This window comes from Streptomyces sp. M41 (assembly GCF_043673425.1).
Lineage (GTDB): Bacteria > Actinomycetota > Actinomycetes > Streptomycetales > Streptomycetaceae > Streptomyces.
Genome location: NZ_JBIMKE010000029.1, coordinates 38,114 through 57,373 on the forward strand (window position 1 = coordinate 38,114; position 19,260 = coordinate 57,373).

Annotated in this window: 15 protein-coding genes and 1 riboswitch; of the genes, 7 read left to right on the forward strand and 8 right to left on the reverse strand. The window is 73.4% G+C overall.

What is annotated here, in order from left to right:
• The first annotated feature begins 68 nt into the window (after positions 1-68).
• Both ACHBTE_RS28530 and ACHBTE_RS28535 read left to right on the forward strand, forming a co-directional pair.
• Positions 69-1,457 (forward strand): hypothetical protein, encoded by a 1,389-nt coding sequence (locus ACHBTE_RS28530; protein ID WP_394727192.1) that lies wholly within the window; start codon positions 69-71, stop codon positions 1,455-1,457.
• An 83-nt stretch (positions 1,458-1,540) separates the two neighbouring features.
• A complete protein-coding gene (locus tag ACHBTE_RS28535; RefSeq protein WP_394727194.1) occupies positions 1,541-1,783 on the forward strand; it encodes a hypothetical protein in 243 nt (80 codons plus the stop codon).
• Between the two features lie 104 nt (positions 1,784-1,887).
• Here the strand turns inward: ACHBTE_RS28535 and ACHBTE_RS28540 are convergent, their stop codons facing one another.
• From ACHBTE_RS28540 to cobN, 5 genes are all read right to left on the reverse strand, one after another.
• Positions 1,888-3,954, reverse strand: a complete 2,067-nt coding sequence (locus ACHBTE_RS28540; protein ID WP_394727196.1) for an iron ABC transporter permease — start codon at positions 3,952-3,954, stop codon at positions 1,888-1,890.
• 4 nt (positions 3,955-3,958) lie between these two features.
• Positions 3,959-4,951 (reverse strand): iron-siderophore ABC transporter substrate-binding protein, encoded by a 993-nt coding sequence (locus ACHBTE_RS28545; protein WP_394727198.1) that lies wholly within the window; start codon positions 4,949-4,951, stop codon positions 3,959-3,961.
• Complete coding sequence (locus tag ACHBTE_RS28550; protein WP_394727295.1) at positions 4,948-5,778, reverse strand: ABC transporter ATP-binding protein; 831 nt, start codon at positions 5,776-5,778, stop codon at positions 4,948-4,950. The genes ACHBTE_RS28545 and ACHBTE_RS28550 overlap by 4 nt, the downstream gene beginning before the upstream one ends.
• Positions 5,779-6,043: 265 nt before the next feature.
• On the reverse strand, positions 6,044-6,685 hold the full coding sequence (locus ACHBTE_RS28555) for a superoxide dismutase (protein WP_394727200.1): 642 nt from the start codon (positions 6,683-6,685) through the stop codon (positions 6,044-6,046).
• A 150-nt stretch (positions 6,686-6,835) separates the two neighbouring features.
• Positions 6,836-10,462: a cobaltochelatase subunit CobN gene (gene cobN, locus ACHBTE_RS28560; RefSeq protein WP_394727202.1), complete on the reverse strand. Its 3,627-nt coding sequence runs from the start codon at positions 10,460-10,462 to the stop codon at positions 6,836-6,838.
• A 127-nt stretch (positions 10,463-10,589) separates the two neighbouring features.
• Positions 10,590-10,664: riboswitch (cobalamin riboswitch) on the reverse strand.
• Positions 10,665-10,765: 101 nt separating this feature from the next.
• Here cobN and cobG point away from each other — a divergent pair.
• From cobG to ACHBTE_RS28580, 4 genes are read left to right on the forward strand one after another with little or no spacing between them, the layout of a single operon-like run.
• Complete coding sequence (cobG, locus tag ACHBTE_RS28565; protein ID WP_394727205.1) at positions 10,766-12,064, forward strand: precorrin-3B synthase; 1,299 nt, start codon at positions 10,766-10,768, stop codon at positions 12,062-12,064.
• Positions 12,061-12,732 (forward strand): precorrin-8X methylmutase, encoded by a 672-nt coding sequence (locus tag ACHBTE_RS28570; protein ID WP_394727207.1) that lies wholly within the window; start codon positions 12,061-12,063, stop codon positions 12,730-12,732. Before cobG ends, ACHBTE_RS28570 begins: the two co-directional genes overlap by 4 nt.
• On the forward strand, positions 12,729-14,216 hold the full coding sequence (locus ACHBTE_RS28575; RefSeq protein ID WP_394727209.1) for a precorrin-2 C(20)-methyltransferase: 1,488 nt from the start codon (positions 12,729-12,731) through the stop codon (positions 14,214-14,216). Before ACHBTE_RS28570 ends, ACHBTE_RS28575 begins: the two co-directional genes overlap by 4 nt.
• Positions 14,217-14,232: 16 nt before the next feature.
• Entirely contained in the window at positions 14,233-14,772 is a 540-nt protein-coding gene (locus ACHBTE_RS28580; RefSeq protein WP_394727211.1) for a GNAT family N-acetyltransferase, read from the forward strand.
• Positions 14,773-14,801: 29 nt separating this feature from the next.
• On the opposite strand, the gene ACHBTE_RS28585 is transcribed toward ACHBTE_RS28580, so the two are convergent.
• On the reverse strand, positions 14,802-15,569 hold the full coding sequence (locus ACHBTE_RS28585; RefSeq protein ID WP_394727213.1) for a cobalt-precorrin-6A reductase: 768 nt from the start codon (positions 15,567-15,569) through the stop codon (positions 14,802-14,804).
• Positions 15,570-15,599: 30 nt separating this feature from the next.
• Here ACHBTE_RS28585 and ACHBTE_RS28590 point away from each other — a divergent pair, with 30 nt between their 5' ends.
• Positions 15,600-16,718: a cobalt-precorrin-5B (C(1))-methyltransferase gene (locus ACHBTE_RS28590; protein ID WP_394727215.1), complete on the forward strand. Its 1,119-nt coding sequence runs from the start codon at positions 15,600-15,602 to the stop codon at positions 16,716-16,718.
• Positions 16,719-17,151: 433 nt separating this feature from the next.
• On the opposite strand, the gene cobM is transcribed toward ACHBTE_RS28590, so the two are convergent.
• Positions 17,152-17,901, reverse strand: coding sequence for a precorrin-4 C(11)-methyltransferase (gene cobM / locus ACHBTE_RS28595; protein WP_394727217.1), 750 nt, complete (start codon positions 17,899-17,901; stop codon positions 17,152-17,154).
• A complete protein-coding gene (gene cbiE, locus ACHBTE_RS28600) occupies positions 17,898-19,187 on the reverse strand; it encodes a precorrin-6y C5,15-methyltransferase (decarboxylating) subunit CbiE (protein ID WP_394727219.1) in 1,290 nt (429 codons plus the stop codon). Before cbiE ends, cobM begins: the two co-directional genes overlap by 4 nt.
• Positions 19,188-19,260: the final 73 nt, after the last annotated feature.

Here is a 19,260-nt window from a genome sequence, read left to right on the forward strand (position 1 = left end):
CATGACGAAACGCTGACATCGAGCCCGGACGGCGGCCCGCGACCGGCCGCACGGCCTAGCGTGCGGGTGTGATCGACATCCAGCCTTCCCCGGCCCCGACCCGCGAGCCGCGCGGCCCGCGCCGTGATCTGTACGCCGCCGGGGCCGCCGTGCTGCTGGTGACGGCTTCCGCGCTGGTCGGCCGCCGCATCCAGGACACCAGCGACACGCTGTTCGTCGACTGGCCCCCGGTGCTGGCGTCCTGGGACCCCCACCTGGGACCCGGCACTCCGGCGGCCGTCCTGGTGGCGATCGCGACGGTGGCGTACGGCCCCTCCCTCGCGGCCCGTCTTCCCTGGCGGGCCCTGCTGCCGCTGTCGTGGGGAGCGGCGACGGCGTGGATCTTCTCCCTGGCCCTGGCCGACGGCTGGCACCGGGGCATCGCGAGCAGACTCACCCAGAGGCACGAGTACCTCCAGGTCATCGACCGGTTCCACGACATTCCTGCGGCCCTGCGGGACTTCACCGGGCACATCCTGCTCGGCTCCCCCGACCACTGGCCCGCGCATGTGGCCGGGCATCCGCCGGCCGCCCCCCTCACCTTCGTGCTGCTCGACCGGATCGGGCTGCGGGGCGGAGGCTGGGCCGGGGCGTGGTGCATCGTCGTCGGGGCGACGGCCTGCGCGGCGGTACTGGTCGCGGTCCGCGCCCTGGCCGACGAGGCACTCGCCCGCCGGGCGGCCCCTTTCCTCGTACTGGCCCCGGCCGCCGTGTGGATGGGCACCTCGGCCGACGCGTACTTCGCGGCGGTGGCGGCGTGGGCGGTGGCGTTCCTGGCTCTGGCGGTCACGGGGCGGTCCTTGTGGTGGGCGGGCGCGTCCGGGCTGTCGTTCGGCCTGCTCTGCTATCTGTCGTACGGCCTCACGCTGTTCGCTCTGCTCGGAGCGGCGGTCCTGGTCCTCGGCAGGCACGCGATCCGCGGGCGTCCCGCCCTCCTGGTGACGCTGTCGGCCGGACTGGCCGTGGTCCCGGCGGCGTTCACGTTCGCCGGGTTCAACTGGTGGGAGGCGTACCAGCTGCTGGTCACGCGCTACCACCAAGGCGTGGGCGGCATCCGTCCCTACGGCTACTGGGTGTGGGCCAACCTGGCCTGCGCCGTGCTCATGACCGGCGTGGCGACGGTGGCGGGGCTGCGGCGGACGGGCGCCGTGCTGGTCGGGCGGGGCGCCGGGGCGGTCGGGCGGGGCGCCGGGTCGCGTGCCGACGTCCGGCTGGCGTTCCTCGTCGCCGCCGCCCTTCTCGCCCTGCTGGTCGCCGACCTGTCGGGGATGAGCAAGGCGGAGACGGAACGCATCTGGCTCCCCTTCGCGCTGTGGCTGCTCCCGGCGTGCGCGTTCCTCCCACGCCCTCGTGGCTGGCTCACGGCCCAGGTGCTGACGGCGCTGCTCGTCAACCATCTGCTGCTCACCGGGTGGTGATCCGGTGATCCCCCGCCTGCCGCACACTCCACCAAAGGTGCGTAACAGGACATCTCACCGACGGCCTGCTCGTTGAGCCCGGCATGAAGATGATCGCTTCCGCCGCGCTCGCCGGTGCGGCCCTGCTCCTGGCCGCCGTTCCCGCCTCGGCCGACGACGGCCCCCTCGACTTCGGCATTCTCCAGGGTGTCAACGACAGCTCTGGATCACATTCATCGGACTCGAACCCGGCCTGGAGGCAGAGCGGCAGCACGGAGACCGACACCGTCCCCCAGTCGGCTCTGGCACGGCTGGTGGACCATCTGGTGACACCACCCGGCAAGTAGGGGCCGGAGCCCTGTCGTTCGGATCAGCCCGGCTGTGGGGTGGGGGTGCTTTCCAGTCCCCCGCGACGCCGGGATGATCCGAACGATGCTCCGAAGGCCAGGCCCTAGCGGCGGCTTTGTACGAGCAGATGGAGGAAGTACGGCGTGCCGATGACCGCCGTCATGAGGCCGGCGCCGAGTTGGGCCGGTGCGATGACGGTGCGGCCCACCAGGTCGGCGGTGCACACGAGGACGGCGCCGAGCAGCACCGCGACCGGCACCACCCGTACGTGCTGACGGCCCACGAGGGCCCGGGCGGCGTGGGGCGCCACCAGGCCGACGAAGCCGATCGTGCCGGCGGCGGCGACGGCGGTGCCGCTGAGCAGGACGGCGACGCAGAGCAGGCCGAGGCGCGCGCGCCCCAGGTCGAGACCGAGGAGCTTCGGGGTGTCCTCGTCGAGCGAGACGAGGTCGAGTTCCGTCCGCCGCAGCACGGCGATCACCAGCCCGACGGCCAGGACGGCGGCGAGCGGGGCCACGTCGGGCAGCGTCCGCCCGTAGGTCGAACCCGACAGCCAGGTAAGCGCCTTGGTGGCGTTGAACGGGTCGGTGAGGATGATGAGAAGGCTGATCAGCGCGGCCGTGCCGGTGGCGACGCCGAACCCGACGAGCACCAGCCGGTTCTGCTGGAAGCCGCCCCGCGCGGCCAGTCCGAAGACGAGCAGCGAGGCGAGCGCGGCACCCGCGAACGCCGCTGCGGCCACGCTCCATGAGCCGACGGACGGCACGGTCGTCACGAGGAGCACCGCACCGAGTGCCGCACCGCCGGACACACCCAGGACGCCGGGCTCGGCGAGCGGGTTGCGGGTGACGGCCTGGACGAGTGTGCCGGCGAGGGCGAGTGCCCCGCCCGCGAGCAGCGCGGCCAGCACCCGGGGCACCCGGGTGTCCAGGACGAAGGTGATGGCCCGGCCGGCCCGTCCCTGCGCCCAGTTCAGCACGTCGCCCAGCAGGAGCTTGCTGTCGCCGAGCAGTACGGCGGCGATGGTCACGCCGGCGAGCACGGCCACCAGCACGGCCGTGGTGACGAGGAAGACGGTCCGGCTCCTGATGCGCAGGTGGTCGGGTGCGGTGGCCGAGGACGTGTCACGGACCTTCGTGGCCATGACGATCAGGAAGACGGCGCCCACGACGCTGGTGACGACTCCGGTGGGCACGGCGACGGCGGTGTCCGCCGGTACGACGGCGCGCAGCAGCACGTCGGAGCCGAGCACCAGGGCCGCTCCGGTGAGGGCCACCACCGGCAGGGTGGAGCGGGTCCGGGTGAACGCGCGGAACCTGCGGGCGAGCGGGCGGACCAGGGCCGGGGCGCACAGTCCGACGAAGCCGATGGGCCCGGCGAGGGTGACGGCGGCCGTGGAGAGCAGCGCGGCGAGCACGACGGTGGTGACACGGGTGGACCGCACGGGCACGCCGACACCGCGGGCGGCGTCGTCGCCGAGGGCGAGGGCGTCGACGCGGCGGGCGAGGAGCAGCAGTCCGAGCAGTCCGACGGCGGCGACGGGGGCCATCTGGAGCACTCCGCCGAAGCCGTTCTGGGCGATGCTGCCCTGGTTCCACTGGTAGAGGCCCTCGGTCTGCTGGGGGAACAGCAGGAGCAGGCCCTCGGTGACGGCGGTGAGGCCGAGGGTGAGGGCGCTGCCCGCGAGGACGAGCCGTACGGTGCCGGCGCCCAGGCCGGACAGGCCGAGGACCACGGCCGCCGCCGCGAGGCCGCCGGCGAAGGCGATCCCGGAGGAGGCGAGCAGCGGCAGGGAGACACCGGTGGCGGCGACCAGGCCCAGGGCGAGGTACGAACCGGCGTTGACGGCAAGGGTGTCGGGCGAGGCGAGGACGTTGCGGCTGACGGCCTGGAGGGCCGCTCCGGCCATGCCGAGGACGGCACCGACGAGGAGCCCGGCGGTCATCCGGGGCAGCCGGGAGGCGACGACGACGGACGCGTCGGCCGGGTCGGCCCGGCCGGTGAGCGCCTTGACCACCTCGGCGGCGCCGACAGCGGCGGTGCCCTGGGTGAGGTCGACGACGGCGAGAACCGTGACGAGAAGCACCAGGGCGGCCGTCACCGCGACCGCACCGGTCCGGGACGTGGCCGCCGACGGACGGGTGGCGGGGGGTGTTGCGGTGACGGCCATGGCGTTACTTCGTGAGCGCGGCGACGAGCGCGTCGATGTACTGGGTCATCGACTCGGGGCCGCCGAACATCCAGATGCCGTCGGGCAGCCGGTGGACGTCGCCCTTCTTCACGAACGGCAGCGAGGTCCACACCTTGTCCTTGGCCAGGGCGCCCTTCTCGGTGAACGGGGTGCTGCTCTTGTCGCCGTCGTTGGCGATGTAGGCGAACTGCACGTCGTCGCCGAGCTTGGTGAGGCCCTCGACATCGGTGGTGCCGAGCCCGTAGTCCTTGTCGCCCTTGACCGTCCAGGCGTTCTTCAGACCGAGTTCGGCGCTCACCGCGCCGATGAGCGAGCCGCTGGTGAAGGGCCTGATGGAGACCTGGTTGGAGATGACGTAGCCGTCGGCGAAGGCGTACTCGGCGCCGTCGAGACCGGCGTCGGCGAGCGCCTTCTTGCCCTCGGCGACCTTCGCGTCGAACGCGTCCTTGAGCTTGCCGGCCTGCTCGGTGGTGCCGGTGGCCTCGGCGATGAGGTCGACGTTCTTCTTCATCTGGCCGATGGGGTCGGCGGCGTTGGCGGAGCGCACCTCCAGGACCGGGGCGACCTTGCGCATCTGCTTGACGGCGGCCGGCGGCAGATCGGTGCTGGCGACGATGAGGTCCGGCTTGAGGGAGGCCAGGGTGTCCATGCTGGGCTCGCCGCGCGTGCCGATGTCCTTGGGGTCGTTCTTCAGCGGAACCGCGCTGTCCCAGGTCTTGTAGCCCTTGACGTCCGCGACGCCGACCGGGTCGACGCCCAGCGATATCAGGAGCTCGACCTCGTGCCACTCGGTTCCGACGACCTTCTTGGCCGGGCCGTCGAGTTCGACCTTCGTGCCGGATGCGTCGGTGAGGGTGATGCGCTCGCTGCTCTTCTTCGCGGCGGCGTCGTCGGTGGCGGGCTCGGTGGTCCCGCAGGCGGCCAGGGTGAGGGCCGCGGCGGTGGTGGCCGCCGCGGTGATCAGGAGGCGTCTCATGAGGAGGTGCTGAGCCTTTCGGTTCGCGAGTGGTGCCGGCCCAGGGCGCGGGTGCGCGGCCGGCCGGTGAGGGGGTCGGTGTCGACCTCGATGCGGATGCCGTAGACGTCGGTCAGCCGCTGGGGCGTGAGTACGTCCGCGGGGTCGCCGTCGGCGACGACCCGCCCCTGGTGGAGCAGGACGATCCGGTCGGCCACGGCGGCGGCCTGGTCGAGGTCGTGCAGGACGGCGCCCACGGCGATGCCGTGCTCGTCCGCCAGGTCGCGCATGAGGTCGAGGAGTTCGACCTGGTAGCGCAGGTCGAGGTAGGTGGTGGGCTCGTCGAGCAGGAGGGCGCCGGTCTCCTGGGCGAGGCAGCCGGCGAGCCAGACGCGCTGGAGCTGTCCGCCGGAGAGGTGCTCGGCACCGCGTTCGGCGAATTCCGCGACGCCGGTGAGGGCGAGCGCGCGGTCGACCGCCGCCCGGCCGCCCGGGTCGGCCCTGCCCCAGCGGCCCCGGTAGGGGTAGCGGCCGAATTCGACGACGTCCCGTACGGTCAGCCCGCTGGGTGTGGGGCGTCCTTGGGTCAACAGGGCCACCCGGCGTGAGAACTCACGAGGGGTCATCGCGAGGCCGTCGGTGTCGCCGTCGATGGTGAGGGTGGCGGTCCTGGGCCGCTGGAGCCGCGCGAGGGTGCGCAGCAGGGTCGACTTGCCGCTGCCGTTCGGTCCCACGAGAACCGTGACGGCGCCGGGTCGCAGCGTCAACGAGGCGTCGTGTACGACATCGACGCCGTCGTAGGCCACGGTGACGCCCGTGGCCACCAGTTCATGACCGTGGGTACGCATGGCCACGGCGCTCTCTTCAGCTGCTTGCACTCGGCGAGGTTAGCCTAACCTTACCTGATTGGGAAGTGGCCCCCTGAAGATTACGCAAGGAGGAAATCAGCCAAGTGACCCGCAGATCCCGGGTGGTCGGCCCCCACAGGAGCCCCGGACGACCGAAGGGCTCCCGCGAGCGATGTCCTCGCGGGAGCCCTTCGGTGTTCGGCCCGCACGTGAAAGATGAGAAGACGATCACGAGCAGGACGTCCGTGCGGAAGCGGTCAGAACGTCACGGGGCGAGCAGCAGGCTGTCGCCGCGCTCCTTGGCGGCGGCGTAACGCCGGGCCACGTCCTGCCAGTTGACGACCTTCCACATGGCCTCGATGAAGTCGACCTTCTGGTTCTTGTACTGAAGGTAGAAGGCGTGCTCCCAGGCATCGAAGACCAGGATCGGGGTCGAGCCCTGGCCGACGTTGCCCTGGTGGTCGTAGACCTGCTCGACGATCAGCCGGCCGCTGAGCGGCTCGTAGGCCAGCACGCCCCAGCCCGAACCCTGGGTCGTGGCCGACGCCTTGGACAGCTGCGCCTTGAAGTTGGCGAAGGAGCCGAAGGACTCGGCGATCGCGTCCGCGAGCTCGCCCACACCGTCCTTGTCCAGCGGCTCGCCACCGCCTTCACCGGTCATGTTGTGCCAGTAGATCGAGTGCAGGATGTGCCCGGAGAGATGGAAGGCCAGGTTCTTCTCCAAGCCGTTGATCGAACCCCACGACTCCTTGTCCCGCGCCTCGGCAAGCTGCTCCAGCGTGTCGTTGGCGCCCTTGACGTACGCGGCGTGGTGCTTGTCGTGGTGCAGCTCGATGATCTCGGGGCTGATCACGGGAGCGAGCTCCGCGTAGTCGTACGGAAGCTCCGGGAGCGTGTAAACCGCCATGTCCAACGTCCTCCGACGTTATTGCGAATAGTGTGCAGCTGCACGCTAACAGCAGGAGCGGCGGCTTTCGATCAGGAAATAGACCTAGGACCTCTGCCGTGTCGCAGAGGTCCTGGCCTGTTCGTTCCCTGTTCGCCGGCGGAAGGGCCGTCAGTCCTCGCCCTCGAGGTTGCCCTCCGTCTCCAGGTACACCTGGCGCAGGGCCTCCAGCACCGCCGGGTCCGGCTTCTCCCACATCCCGCGCGACTCGGCCTCCAGCAGCCGCTCGGCGATGCCGTGCAGCGCCCAGGGGTTGGCCTCCTGGAGGAACTCCCGGTTGGCCGGGTCCAGGACGTAGGTCTCGGTGAGCTTGTCGTACATCCAGTCGGCGATCACGCCGGTCGTGGCGTCGTAGCCGAAGAGATAGTCGACCGTGGCGGCGAGTTCGAAGGCGCCCTTGTAGCCGTGGCGGCGCATCGCCTCGATCCACTTGGGGTTGACGACCCGGGCGCGGAAGACCCGGGAGGTCTCCTCGACGAGGGTGCGGGTGCGCACCGTCTCGGGGCGGGTGGAGTCGCCGATGTACGCCTCGGGAGCCGTGCCGCGCAGGGCGCGGACCGTCGCCACCATGCCGCCGTGGTACTGGAAGTAGTCGTCGGAGTCGGCGATGTCGTGCTCGCGGGTGTCCGTGTTCTTCGCCGCGACCGCGATCCTCTTGTACGCCGTCTCCATCTCGTCGCGCGCCGGGCAGCCGTCGAGCTCACGGCCGTAGGCGTAGCCGCCCCAGACCGTGTAGACCTCGGCCAGGTCGGCGTCGGTGCGCCAGTCGCGGGAGTCGATGAGCTGGAGCAGACCGGCGCCGTAGGTGCCGGGGCGGGAGCCGAAGATACGGGTGGTGGCGCGGCGTTCGTCACCGTGGGCCGCGACATCGGCCTGCACGTGGGCGCGCACGTGGTTGACCTCGGCCGGTTCGTCCAGCGAGGCCGCCAGGCGTACGGCGTCGTCCAGCAGGCCGATCGTGTGCGGGAAGGCGTCGCGGAAGAAGCCCGAGATGCGCAGGGTCACGTCGATACGGGGACGGCCCAGTTCCTCGTACGGGATGGGCTCCAGGCCGGTGACACGGCGCGAGGCTTCGTCCCAGACCGGGCGGATGCCGAGCAGCGCGAGGGCTTCCGCCACGTCGTCACCGGCCGTGCGCATCGCGCTCGTGCCCCACAGGGACAGGCCGACGGAGGTGGGCCACTCGCCGTTGTCCGTGCGGTAGCGCTCCAGCAGGGAGTCCGCGAGCGCCTGGCCGGTCTCCCAGGCCAGCCGGGAGGGCACGGCCTTGGGGTCGACGGAGTAGAAGTTGCGGCCGGTCGGCAGGACGTTGACCAGACCGCGCAGCGGGGAACCGGACGGGCCCGCCGGGACGAAGCCGCCCGCCAGGGCGTGCACCGCGTGGTCGAGTTCGGCCGTGGTCGCCGACAGCCGCGGGACGACCTCGCGGGCCGCGAACTCCAGGATGGCCGCGACCTGTTCGCCGTGCTCGGTGGGGACCGCGGCCGGGTCCCAGCCGGCGTCCTCCATGGCCTGCACCAGCGCGCGGGCCTTGTCCTCCGCCGCGTCGGCCGTCGTTCGGGTCGCCGCGGACTCGTCCAGACCGAGCGCCTCGCGCAGGCCGGGCAGGGCCGTCGTGCCGCCCCAGATCTGACGGGCGCGCAGGATGGCGAGGACGAGGTTGACGCGATCGGCGCCGGCGGGCGGGTTGCCGAGGACGTGCAGACCGTCGCGGATCTGGGCGTCCTTGACCTCGCAGAGCCAGCCGTCGACGTGGAGGAGGAAGTCGTCGAAGCCGTCGTCGTCCGGACGGTCCGCCATGCCGAGGTCGTGGTCGAGCTTGGCGGCCTGGATGAGGGTCCAGATCTGGGCGCGGATCGCCGGGAGCTTCGCCGGGTCCATGGAGGAGATCTGGGCGTACTCGTCGAGGAGCTGCTCCAGGCGCGCGATGTCGCCGTAGGAGTCGGCGCGGGCCATGGGCGGGACGAGGTGGTCCACGAGGGTGGCGTGGACCCGGCGCTTGGCCTGGGTGCCCTCGCCGGGGTCGTTGACGAGGAACGGGTAGATCAGGGGCAGGTCACCGAGGGCGGCGTCGGGGCCGCAGGCGGCGGACAGGCCGGCGTTCTTACCGGGCAGCCACTCCAGGTTGCCGTGCTTGCCGAGGTGGATCATCGCGTCCGCCCCGAACCCGCCGTCCTGGGCGCGGGCCGCGATCCAGCGGTAGGCGGCCAGATAGTGGTGGGAGGGCGGCAGGTCCGGGTCGTGGTAGATCGCGATCGGGTTCTCACCGAAGCCGCGCGGGGGCTGGATGAGGATCAGCAGATTGCCGAAGCGCAGGGCGGCGAGGACGATGTCGCCCTCCTTGTTGCGGCTGCGGTCGACGAACATCTCGCCGGGCGCGGGGCCCCAGTGCTCCTCGACGGCCGAGCGCAGCTCCTCGGGGAGCGTGGCGAACCAGCGGCGGTAGTCGGCCGCCGGGATCCGGACCGGGTTGGCGGCGAGCTGCTCCTCGGTGAGCCAGTCCTGGTCGTGGCCGCCCGCCTCGATCAGCGCGCGGATCAGCTCGTCGCCGTCGCCGGAGACGAGGCCGGGGATCTCGGCGTCGGAGCCGAAGTCGTAGCCCTCCGCCTTCAGCCGCCTGAGCAGCGCGACCGCGCTGGCGGGGGTGTCGAGGCCCACCGCGTTGCCGATGCGGGAGTGCTTGGTCGGGTAGGCGGACAGGACCAGCGCGAGGCGCTTGTCGGCGGCCGGGATGTGCTTCAGACGGGCGTGGCGTACGGCGATGCCGGCGACGCGGGCCGCGCGCTCGGGGTCGGCGACGTACGCGGGCAGGCCGTCGGCGTCGATCTCCTTGAAGGAGAACGGGACGGTGATGAGGCGGCCGTCGAACTCGGGGACCGCGATCTGGCTGGCCGCGTCGAGCGGGGAGACGCCCTCGTCGCTCTCCGCCCAGTCGGCGCGCGAGCCGGTCAGGCACAGGGCCTGGAGGATCGGCACGTCCAGGGTGGTGAGCGCGCCCGCGTCCCAGGACTCGTCGTCGCCGCCCGCGGACGCCTGGGCGGGCTTGGTGCCGCCGGCGGCGAGGACGGTGGTGACGATGGCGTCGGCGGCGCGCAGTTCCTCGACGAGTTCGGGCTCGGGGGCCCGCAAGGAGGCCACGTACAGCGGGAGGGCACGACCGCCCGCGTCCTCGATGGCGTCGCACAGCGCGCCCACGAAGGCGGTGTTACCGCTCATGTGGTGGGCGCGGTAGTAGAGCACGGCGACCGTCGGGCCGTCCGTCTCCCGGGCCTCGCGCTCCAGCGGGCCCCAGCTCGGCGCGGCGGCCGGCGCCTCGAAGCCGTGCCCGGTCAGCAGGACCGTGTCGGACAGGAAGCGGGCGAGCTGCTCCAGGTTGGCGGGGCCGCCGTGGGCGAGGTAGGCGTGGGCCTCGGCGGCGATGCCGACCGGGACCGTGGAGGCGGCCATCAGCTGGGCGTCCGGGGCCTGTTCCCCGGTGAGCACGACGACCGGGCGGCCGTCGGCGAGCAGCAGGTCGAGGCCGTCCTGCCAGGCGCGGATGCCGCCGAGGAGGCGTACGACGACGAGGGCGACGCCGTCGAGGAGGGCGGGCAGGTCGTCGAGCGGGAGGCGGGCCGGGTTGGCGAAGCGGTAGGCGACGGGGCCGTTGGCAGCGCGGGCGCTGAGCAGGTCGGTGTCGGACGTCGACAGGAGCAGGATGCGGGGGTGCGGGGAGCGACCCCCGGAAGAGTGCAGCATGCGGCGTCGGCCTTCCTCGGGGTGTCCGCGCCCCGGGCGGTGTCGGGTAGGGGTCTCCCCTGCTCACGGGGTCCCGAGCCCGCGCGAAGGCGAGAACTTGGGGAAGGAACCGAGAGCTCGGGGAAGGGAGTTCCTGGCTCACCCATCCCGCGGGATGGGCTCACAGTGGCGGGACCGCGCCGGAGTCGCACCGGGCTTCCTCCCCTGTCGCCGTCGTGGCGATGGCGGACCGGATGATCCGCCGAGCAGCATAGTAAGGGTCCCCTGAAAAGGGCGGAGGGTGCAGCTCGTACGACGGTCGGTATGCTCGCCGCCATGCCCACGCCCTCCGTCCACTCATCGCCCCAGGCCACAGCGGTCTCACGGGGCCGCGGTGACGCCTGCCCGGGGACGCTGCGGCTGCACATGGCGGACGATGGCGCGCTGGCCCGGGTCCGGGTTCCCGGGGGTGTGCTGACCGTCCGGCAGGCCGAGGCGCTCGCGGACGCGGCCAGGAGACTGGGCGACGGTGATCTTCATCTCACCTCGCGGGGCAATGTGCAGCTGCGCGGGCTGCGGGAGCAGTGCGGCGCGGAGCTGGCCGAGATGCTGGACGCGGCCGGTCTGCTGCCCTCGCACGGGCACGAACGGGTGCGCAACATCGTCGCCTCGCCGTTGTCCGGGCTGGACGGGCGCGGGCTGCGGGATGTGCGCGGCTGGCTGTCGGAGCTCGACGCGGCGCTGTGCGCGAGCGAGCCGGCGCGGGAGCTGTCGGGGCGGTTCCTGTTCGCGCTGGACGACGGGCGCGGGGACATGGCCGAGCTCGGCGCCGATGTGACCGTGCGTGCCGTCGCCGACCACGGCGCACTGCTCGTCCTGGGCGCGGCGGACGCGGGCCTGCACGTGTCCGCGGACGAAGCGCCGCGGGCCGCGCTGCTGGCGGCGGAGACGTTCCTCACGGTCGCCCGGGAGCGCGGGGCGAAGGTCTGGCGGGTCAGTGAACTCCCCGTCCCGTACCAGGAGTTGACCGAAACGGTCCGGCGCTCGCTGAACGCCGTAGGCATCGCCGCCGCGCCGCGGACCCCGGACGGCACCGCCGGTGAGCCGGGCCCGCCCCCGGGGATCGCCGCCGGCGCCCTGTGCGTACACGTTCCGCTCGGCCGCCTCACGCCCCTCCAATGGCAGGAGTTGCGCCACGCCGCAGCTGAGGAGCTGCGGCTGACGCCCTGGCGCGGCGTCGTCGTACCCGTCCCGGGCGGCGACCCGGAGGCCGCCGTCGACACGCTCGCCCGGCTCGGGGCGACCGGCCTCGTCACGGACCCCGCCTCGCCCTGGCTGCGGGTCGGAGCCTGTATCGGCCGGCCCGGCTGCGCCAAGTCCCACGCCGACGTACGAGCGGACGCGGAGCGGAACCTGGCCGCGGCGGGCGGTGCGCGTCTCCCCCTGTATTGGTCCGGGTGCGAACGGCGCTGCGGACATCCCCGGGGCGACCGGATCGACGTGGTGGCCGCCCCCGGCGGCGGCTACGAGCTCTGCGCTGTCACGGACGGCCGACGGCCGCGCGTGGCCTTAGCGGAGGACCCCAGCGACCTCGCCACCGCCCTGGCGGCGATCACTTCATGAGCCGTATCACGACCGAGAGCAGCGAGAAGAACACCGTGACCACGTACGACTACGAGAAGGACGGCGCGGCCATCTACCGCCAGTCCTTCGCCACGATCCGCGCGGAGGCGGACCTCGCGGACCTGCCCGCCGACGTCAGCCAGGTCGCGGTCCGGATGATCCACGCCTGCGGAATGGTCGACCTCGTACGGGATCTGTCCTACACCCCCGCGGTCGTGGCCCGCGCCCGGGAGGCCCTGCGTGCCGGCGCGCCCATCTTCACCGATGTGCAGATGGTGGCCAGCGGAGTCACCCGCAAGCGGCTGCCCGCCGGCAACGACGTGCTGTGCACCCTCTCCGACCCCGCCGTCCCCGAACTGGCGGCGAAAATGGGCACCACCCGCAGCGCGGCGGCGCTCGAGCTGTGGCGGGAGCGTCTGGAGGGCTCGGTCGTGGCCGTCGGCAACGCGCCCACCGCGCTGTTCCGGCTGCTGGAGATGATCGAGGAGGGCGCGCCGCGCCCGGCCGCGGTCATAGGTGTGCCGGTCGGTTTCATCGGGGCCGCCGAGTCCAAGGACGCCTTGGCCGAGCACCCCTCGGGCTTGGAGCACCTGGTCGTCCGGGGCCGTCGTGGGGGCAGCGCCATGGCCGCCGCCGCGCTCAACGCGATCGCTAGTGAGGAAGAGTGAGCGGGAAGCTGTACGGCGTCGGGCTGGGCCCGGGCGATCCGTCCCTGATGACCGTGCGGGCCGTCGAGGTCATCGCCGAGGCCGATGTGGTCGCCTACCACAGCGCCCGGCACGGCCGGTCCATCGCCCGCTCGATCGCGGCGAAGCACATCCGTGCCGATCACATCGAGGAGCGGCTGGTCTACCCGGTCACCACGGAGACCACCGACCATCCGGGCGGCTACAAGGGCGCCATGGAGGAGTTCTACACCGAGGCGGCGGCGCGGCTGGCCGCCCACCTCGACGCCGGCCGGACGGTCGCCGTCCTCGCGGAGGGCGACCCGCTCTTCTACGGCTCCTACATGCACATGCACAAGCGGCTCGCCGACCGCTACGACACCGAGGTGATCCCCGGTGTCACCTCCGTGTCCGCCGCGGCGGCCCGGCTGGGCACCCCGCTCGCCGAGGGCGAGGAGGTGCTCACGATCCTGCCGGGCACCCTGCCCGAGGAGGAGCTGACCGCACGGCTCGCCGCCACGGACGCGGCCGTGGTGATGAAGCTGGGCCGGACCTTCACCAAGGTGCGCAGCGCGCTTCAGGGTTCGGGCCGGCTGGCCGAGGCGCGGTACGTCGAGCGCGCCACCATGGCCGGGGAGCGGCTCGCCGAACTGGCCGACGTGGAGCCGGAGTCGGTGCCGTACTTCTCGGTGGCCGTGCTGCCCAGCCAGGTCGACGCCGAACCCGCACTGCGGGAGCGGGGGGAGGTCGTGGTGGTCGGGACCGGGCCGGCCGGGCCACTGTGGCTGACGCCCGAGACGCGGGGTGCGCTCGCCGCCGCTGACGACCTCGTCGGCTACACCACCTACCTGGACCGGGTGCCGGTGCGTCCCGGCCAGCGCCGGCACGGTTCCGACAACCGGGTGGAGGCCGAGCGCGCCGAGTTCGCACTCCAACTGGCCCAGCGGGGGCGGCGGGTGGCCGTGGTCTCCGGTGGCGATCCGGGGATCTTCGCGATGGCCACGGCCGTGCTGGAGGCCGCCTCGCGCGAGGAGTACACGGACGTACGGGTGCGGGTGCTGCCCGGGGTGACCGCGGCCAACGCGGCGGCGGCCCGCGCCGGCGCCCCGCTCGGGCACGACTACGCCACCCTGTCCCTCTCCGACCGGCTCAAGCCCTGGGAGGTCATCGCCGAACGCCTGCGCGCGGCGGCCTCGGCGGATCTGGTGCTGGCCCTGTACAACCCGGGCTCCCGCAGCCGCACCTGGCAGGTGGGCAAGGCCCGCGATCTGCTCCTGGAGCACCGGGCGCCGGACACCCCGGTCGTGGTCGCACGGGACGTCGGCGGCTGCGGCGAGCGGGTCCGGATCGTACGGCTGGCGGACCTCGACCCGGCCGAGGTCGACATGCGCACGATCCTGCTGGTCGGGTCCTCCCAGACGCAGGTCGTGCGGCGCGGGGACGGCGAGGAGATCGCCTGGACGCCCCGCCGCTATCCGGAAGCCTGAGGGGACGGCGCAGCGGATGCGTGAGCGGACGGCGCTGCCCACGGGACTGTTCCTGCGCCCGTGGGCACGCTCCGACGCGCCCGCCGTACTGGCGGCGTTCGCCGAGCCGCTGATGGAACGGCAGGCGGACGCCCCCGTCACCACGGCCGCGGAGGCCGAGGAGTGGATCCTGCGGCGGCAGCGGCAGTGGCGGCAGGAGACCGGGTACGCCTTCGCCGTCACCGGCGGGGACGACGTGCCGCTCGGCGGTGTCGCGGTCGGCAACCTCGATCCGCGGCACGGCACCGGCTGGGTCTCCTACTGGACCACCACCGCCGCCCGAGGCCGGGGCACGGCGAGCCACGCCTGCCGGGGCCTGGCCGACTGGTGTTTCGCCGAGCTGGGCCTGTTCCGGCTGGAGCTGGGCCACCGTACCGACAACCCCGCCTCGTGCCGGGTGGCACGGGCAGCGGGCTTCGCGCCGGAGGGGCTGCAACGCCAGAAACTCGCCTACGCCGGCACCCGCTACGACGTCGAACTCCACGCCCGCCTCGCAACGGACCCCCGGCCCAGATGACCGAACCGCCCAGGCCGGGCGGCCGGGTCTCAGCCGGCGTCGGGGAAAGCGTGGGGGCCGCGTCCGGCGAGCCACTCGGCCGCCTGTTCCGGGCCGGCCACCACCGGCACGCCCTCCGGCGCGGGGGGCCTGCGCACCACGAGCACGGGCAGCCCGGCCTCGCGGGCCGCGGTCAGCTTGGGCGCGGTGGCCGCTCCTCCGCTGTCCTTGGTCACCAGGACGTCGATGCGGTGACGGCGCAGCAGTTCGCGTTCCGCGTCGAGGGTGAAGGGGCCCCGGTCGAGCAGCACCTCCATGCGGGGCGGGTGCGGCGGCTCGGGCGGGTCGACGGACCGTACGAGGAACCACAGCTCGGACAGGCCCGCAAAGGCGGCCAGGCCCATGCGCCCCGTCGTCAGGAACACGCGTCGGCCGAGGGCGGGCAGCAGCCGCGCCGCCGCGTCCAGGGAGTCGGCCTCGTGCCAGTCGTCGCCCGCCACCGGGACCCAGCCGGGACGGCGCAGGGCGAGCAGGGGAACATGGGCGGTGGCGGCGGCCCGCGCCGCGTTGAAACTGATCGTCCGAGCGAAAGGGTGCGTGGCGTCGATGAGCGCGTCCACCTCATGCTCGCGCAGCCACGCTGCCAGCCCCTCGGCTCCGCCGAAGCCGCCCACGCGTACCTCGCCGGGCGGCAGCCGCGGTGCGGTGACTCGTCCGGCGAGGGAGTTCGTCACACGCAGTCCGGGCCGGGCGTCGGCCGCCAGGAGCTCGGCGAGGCGACGGGCCTCGGTGGTACCGCCCAGGATCAGTACGTGCACGACGTCCGGTTTCCTTCCGAAGAGCGAGGCATGAGCAGCGAGGCCAAGGGCGGTCGCAGCGCCCAACTGAAGCACACCGGCCTGCGGCACGGCTGGACCACGGGTGCCTGCGCGACCGCGGCGACGACGGCCGCGTACACCGCGCTGCTGACCGGGGAGTTTCCCGATCCGGTGACGATCACGCTGCCCAAGGGGCAGACGCCGTCCTTCGCGCTCGCCGCGGAGGAACTGGCGGGCGGGTCGGCGATGGCCGGGGTGGTGAAGGACGCCGGCGACGATCCGGACGTCACCCACGGGGCGCTGATCCGGGCCACCGTGCGGCTGCTGCCCGCCGGAGCCGGTGTGGTCTTCAAGGCGGGCCCGGGTGTGGGCACGGTCACCCGCCCCGGACTGCCCCTCCCCGTCGGCGAACCGGCCGTGAACCCGGTGCCGCGGCAGCTGATGCGCGACCATGTCGCCCAGGTCGCCGAGCGGTACGGCGCCGGCGGTGACGTCGAGATCACCGTCTCCGTCGACCACGGCGAGGAGATCGCCCGCTCCACCTGGAATCCCCGCCTCGGCATCCTCGGCGGGCTGTCCATCCTGGGCACCACGGGCATCGTGGTGCCGTACTCGTGCTCGGCGTGGATCGACTCCATCCGGCGCGGTGTGGACGTGGCGCGGGCCGCCGGGCGGACGCATGTGGCCGGCTGCACCGGCTCGACCTCGGAGAAGACGGTGGTGGCCATGTACGGGCTGCCCGAGGACGCCCTGCTCGACATGGGCGACTTCGCCGGCGCGGTCCTGAAGTACGTACGCCGCCACCCGGTCGACCGCCTCACCATCTGCGGTGGCTTCGCGAAGCTCTCCAAGCTGGCTGCCGGGCACCTGGATCTGCACTCGGCGCGTTCCCGGGTCGACAAGGGCTTCCTCGCCGGGCTCGCCCGCCGGGGCGGCGCCGACGAGGCGCTGGCGGCCGAGGTCGCGCAGGCCAACACGGGTCTGGCCGCCCTCCAGTTGTGCGCGGCGGCGGGGGTCCCGCTGGGTGACCTGGTGGCGGTCACCGCCCGCGACGAGGCGCTGTCGGTACTGCGGGGCGCGCCCGTCGCGGTGGACGTGATCTGCATCGACCGGGCGGGGACGGTCGTGGGGCGCAGCGCGGTGCGGTGACCTCCGGTCAGGACAGGCCGAACCTCAGGTCGGGCCGCTCCCTGGTGACCTCGGACGGGGGCGGGGCGACCGTCCGCCGGCCGCGCCGCCGGTGCCCGGGCCGGCGGATACACGATCACCTGCACCCCGGTCGGTCCGGCTTGCCCGGCCGCGCGCTCATGCGGTCGACGAGGAGCGGGCCGAGGTCTGCGCCCCGGGACTCGTGGGCGGCGAACGGCGGGTCCAGCTCAGGCGGTTCCGGCACGAGCGGGGGAAGCCGAGCAGTCGCCCATCCGGAGCTTCGGCGGGGAAGACCGAGTGGTGGTCGATGACTCGGCGGTGACGCGGTGGCCGGTGATGGTCGTGGCGCGGCTGTCCCCCTGAGTGCCGGAAGCCTGGACCAGCGCGGTGAGGCGGCGTCCCCTGGCAAGGCTCGCTCGCCCCGAGCGCGGGCTCAGCAGACGTGCCGTTCCCGCTCCGGGGAGTAGAGGTGGCTGTCGCGGAACTGCTCGGCCCCGAGCGTCCGGCCGACCATGATCACGGCTGTGCGCAGGACGCCGGCCTCCTTCACCTTCCCGGCGATCTCGTCCAGCGTGCCGCGGATGATCAGCTCGTCGGGGCGGGAGGCGTAGGCGACCACGGCGGCCGGGCAGTCGGCGCCGTAGTGCGGGAGCAGCTCGTCGACCACCCGGTCCACGTACCTGGCGGCCAGGTGCAGCACGATCAGCGCGCCGCTGCGGCCGAGGGTGGCCAGGTCCTCGCCCTCGGGCATGGCGGTGGCGCGGTGGGCGATGCGGGTGAGGATGACGGTCTGGCCGACGGTCGGCACGGTCAGCTCCCGCTTCAGAGAAGCCGCCGCGGCGGCGAAGGCGGGCACGCCCGGCACCACTTCGTAGGGGACGCCGGCCGCGTCCAGCCGCCGCATCTGCTCGGCGACCGCGCTGAACACCGAGGGGTCCCCGGAGTGCAGCCGGGCGACGTCGTGCCCCTCCTCGTGGGCGCGGACCAGCTCGGCGGTGATCTCGTCGAGGTTCAGCTGGGCGGTGTCCACCAGGCGGGCGTCCGGCGGGCATTCGGCGAGCAGTTCGCGCGGCACCAGGCTGCCCGCGTACAGGCAGACCCGGCAGGCGGCGAGCGTCCGGGCGCCGCGCACCGTGATCAGGTCGGCGGCGCCGGGGCCGGCACCGATGAAGTACACGGTCATCTGTCTGCTCCAGACGGGGAATCGAGGGTTTTCCATACGGCCCACTGGGTGACCGGCATGGCCTGCCGCCAGCCGGTGAAGCCGCCGACCGGGACGGCGTGGGCCACCGCGAGCCTGGTCAGTTCACCGCCGTGGCGCCGACGGGCGTCGGTCAGCAGTGCCTCCGACTCCAGCGTCACGGTGTTGGCGACGAGCCGTCCGCCGACGGGCAGCGCCGCCCAGCAGGCGTCGAGGAGGCCGGGCGCGGTGAGTCCGCCGCCGATGAACACCGCGTCGGGGGCCGGGAGCCCGGCCAGGGCGGCGGGGGCGGCGCCGGTGACCACGCGCAGTCCGGGGACGCCGAGCCGCTCGGCGTTGCGGCCGATCCGTTCGGCGCGCACGGGGTCGCGTTCCACGCTGACGGCCCGGCAGAAGGGGTGCGTCCGCATCCACTCGACGGCGATCGAGCCGGAGCCCCCGCCGATGTCCCACAGGAGTTCGCCCGGCGCGGGGGCGAGGACGCCCAGCGTGGCGGCGCGCACATGCCGTTTGGTGAGTTGACCGTCGTGCTCGTAGGCGGCGTCGGGCAGGCCCGGTACCGCGCCCAGGCGCAGGGCCTCCGGGTCGCGGCGGCATTCGACGGCGACGAGGTTGAGGGGGTCGCCGGGCGGGCGTGACCAGTGCGCGGCGCAGTCCTCACCCGTCGTTCGCTCCTTCGGGCCGCCGAGTTGTTCCAGCACGCGCATCCGGCTGGGCCCGAAACCGCGGTCCCGCAGCAGCGCGGCGATCTCGCCGGGCGTGCCGGCGTCCGCGCTGAGCACGAGGAGCCGGCGGCCTTCGTACAGGGCGGCGGCCAGCCGGGCGGCGGGGCGGCCGACGAGCGTGACCACCTCGACGTCCTCCAGCGGCCAGCCGAGCCGGGCGCAGGCGTGGGAAACGGAGGAGGGGTGCGGCAGGACGCGCACGGCACCGGCGCCGAGCACCTCGGTGAGTGCGCGTCCGATGCCGTAGAACATGGGGTCCCCGCTGGCGAGGACCGCGATGCGGCGGCCGGTGTGCGCGGCGAGCAGGCCGGGGACCGCGGGCCGCAGCGGTGACGGCCAGGGGATCCGTTCTGCCGCGCATGCGGCCGGCAGCAGATCGAGTTGGCGCGGGCCGCCGATGACGACCTCGGCAGCGCGCAGCGCGGTGCGGGAGTCGTCCGGCAGGCCCTGCCAGCCGTCGGCCCCGATGCCGACGACAGTCACGGCGGCCGGCGCGGCGGGTCCGGCGTCCTCGGCGGGGTCGGCGGGGCTTACGGAGGTCACGGCTCGGTTCCTCGGGCTCGGCAGGGCAACGAAGAGGCACTTTACGGGGCCATGGCCTGCGCCCTCCCGGTCG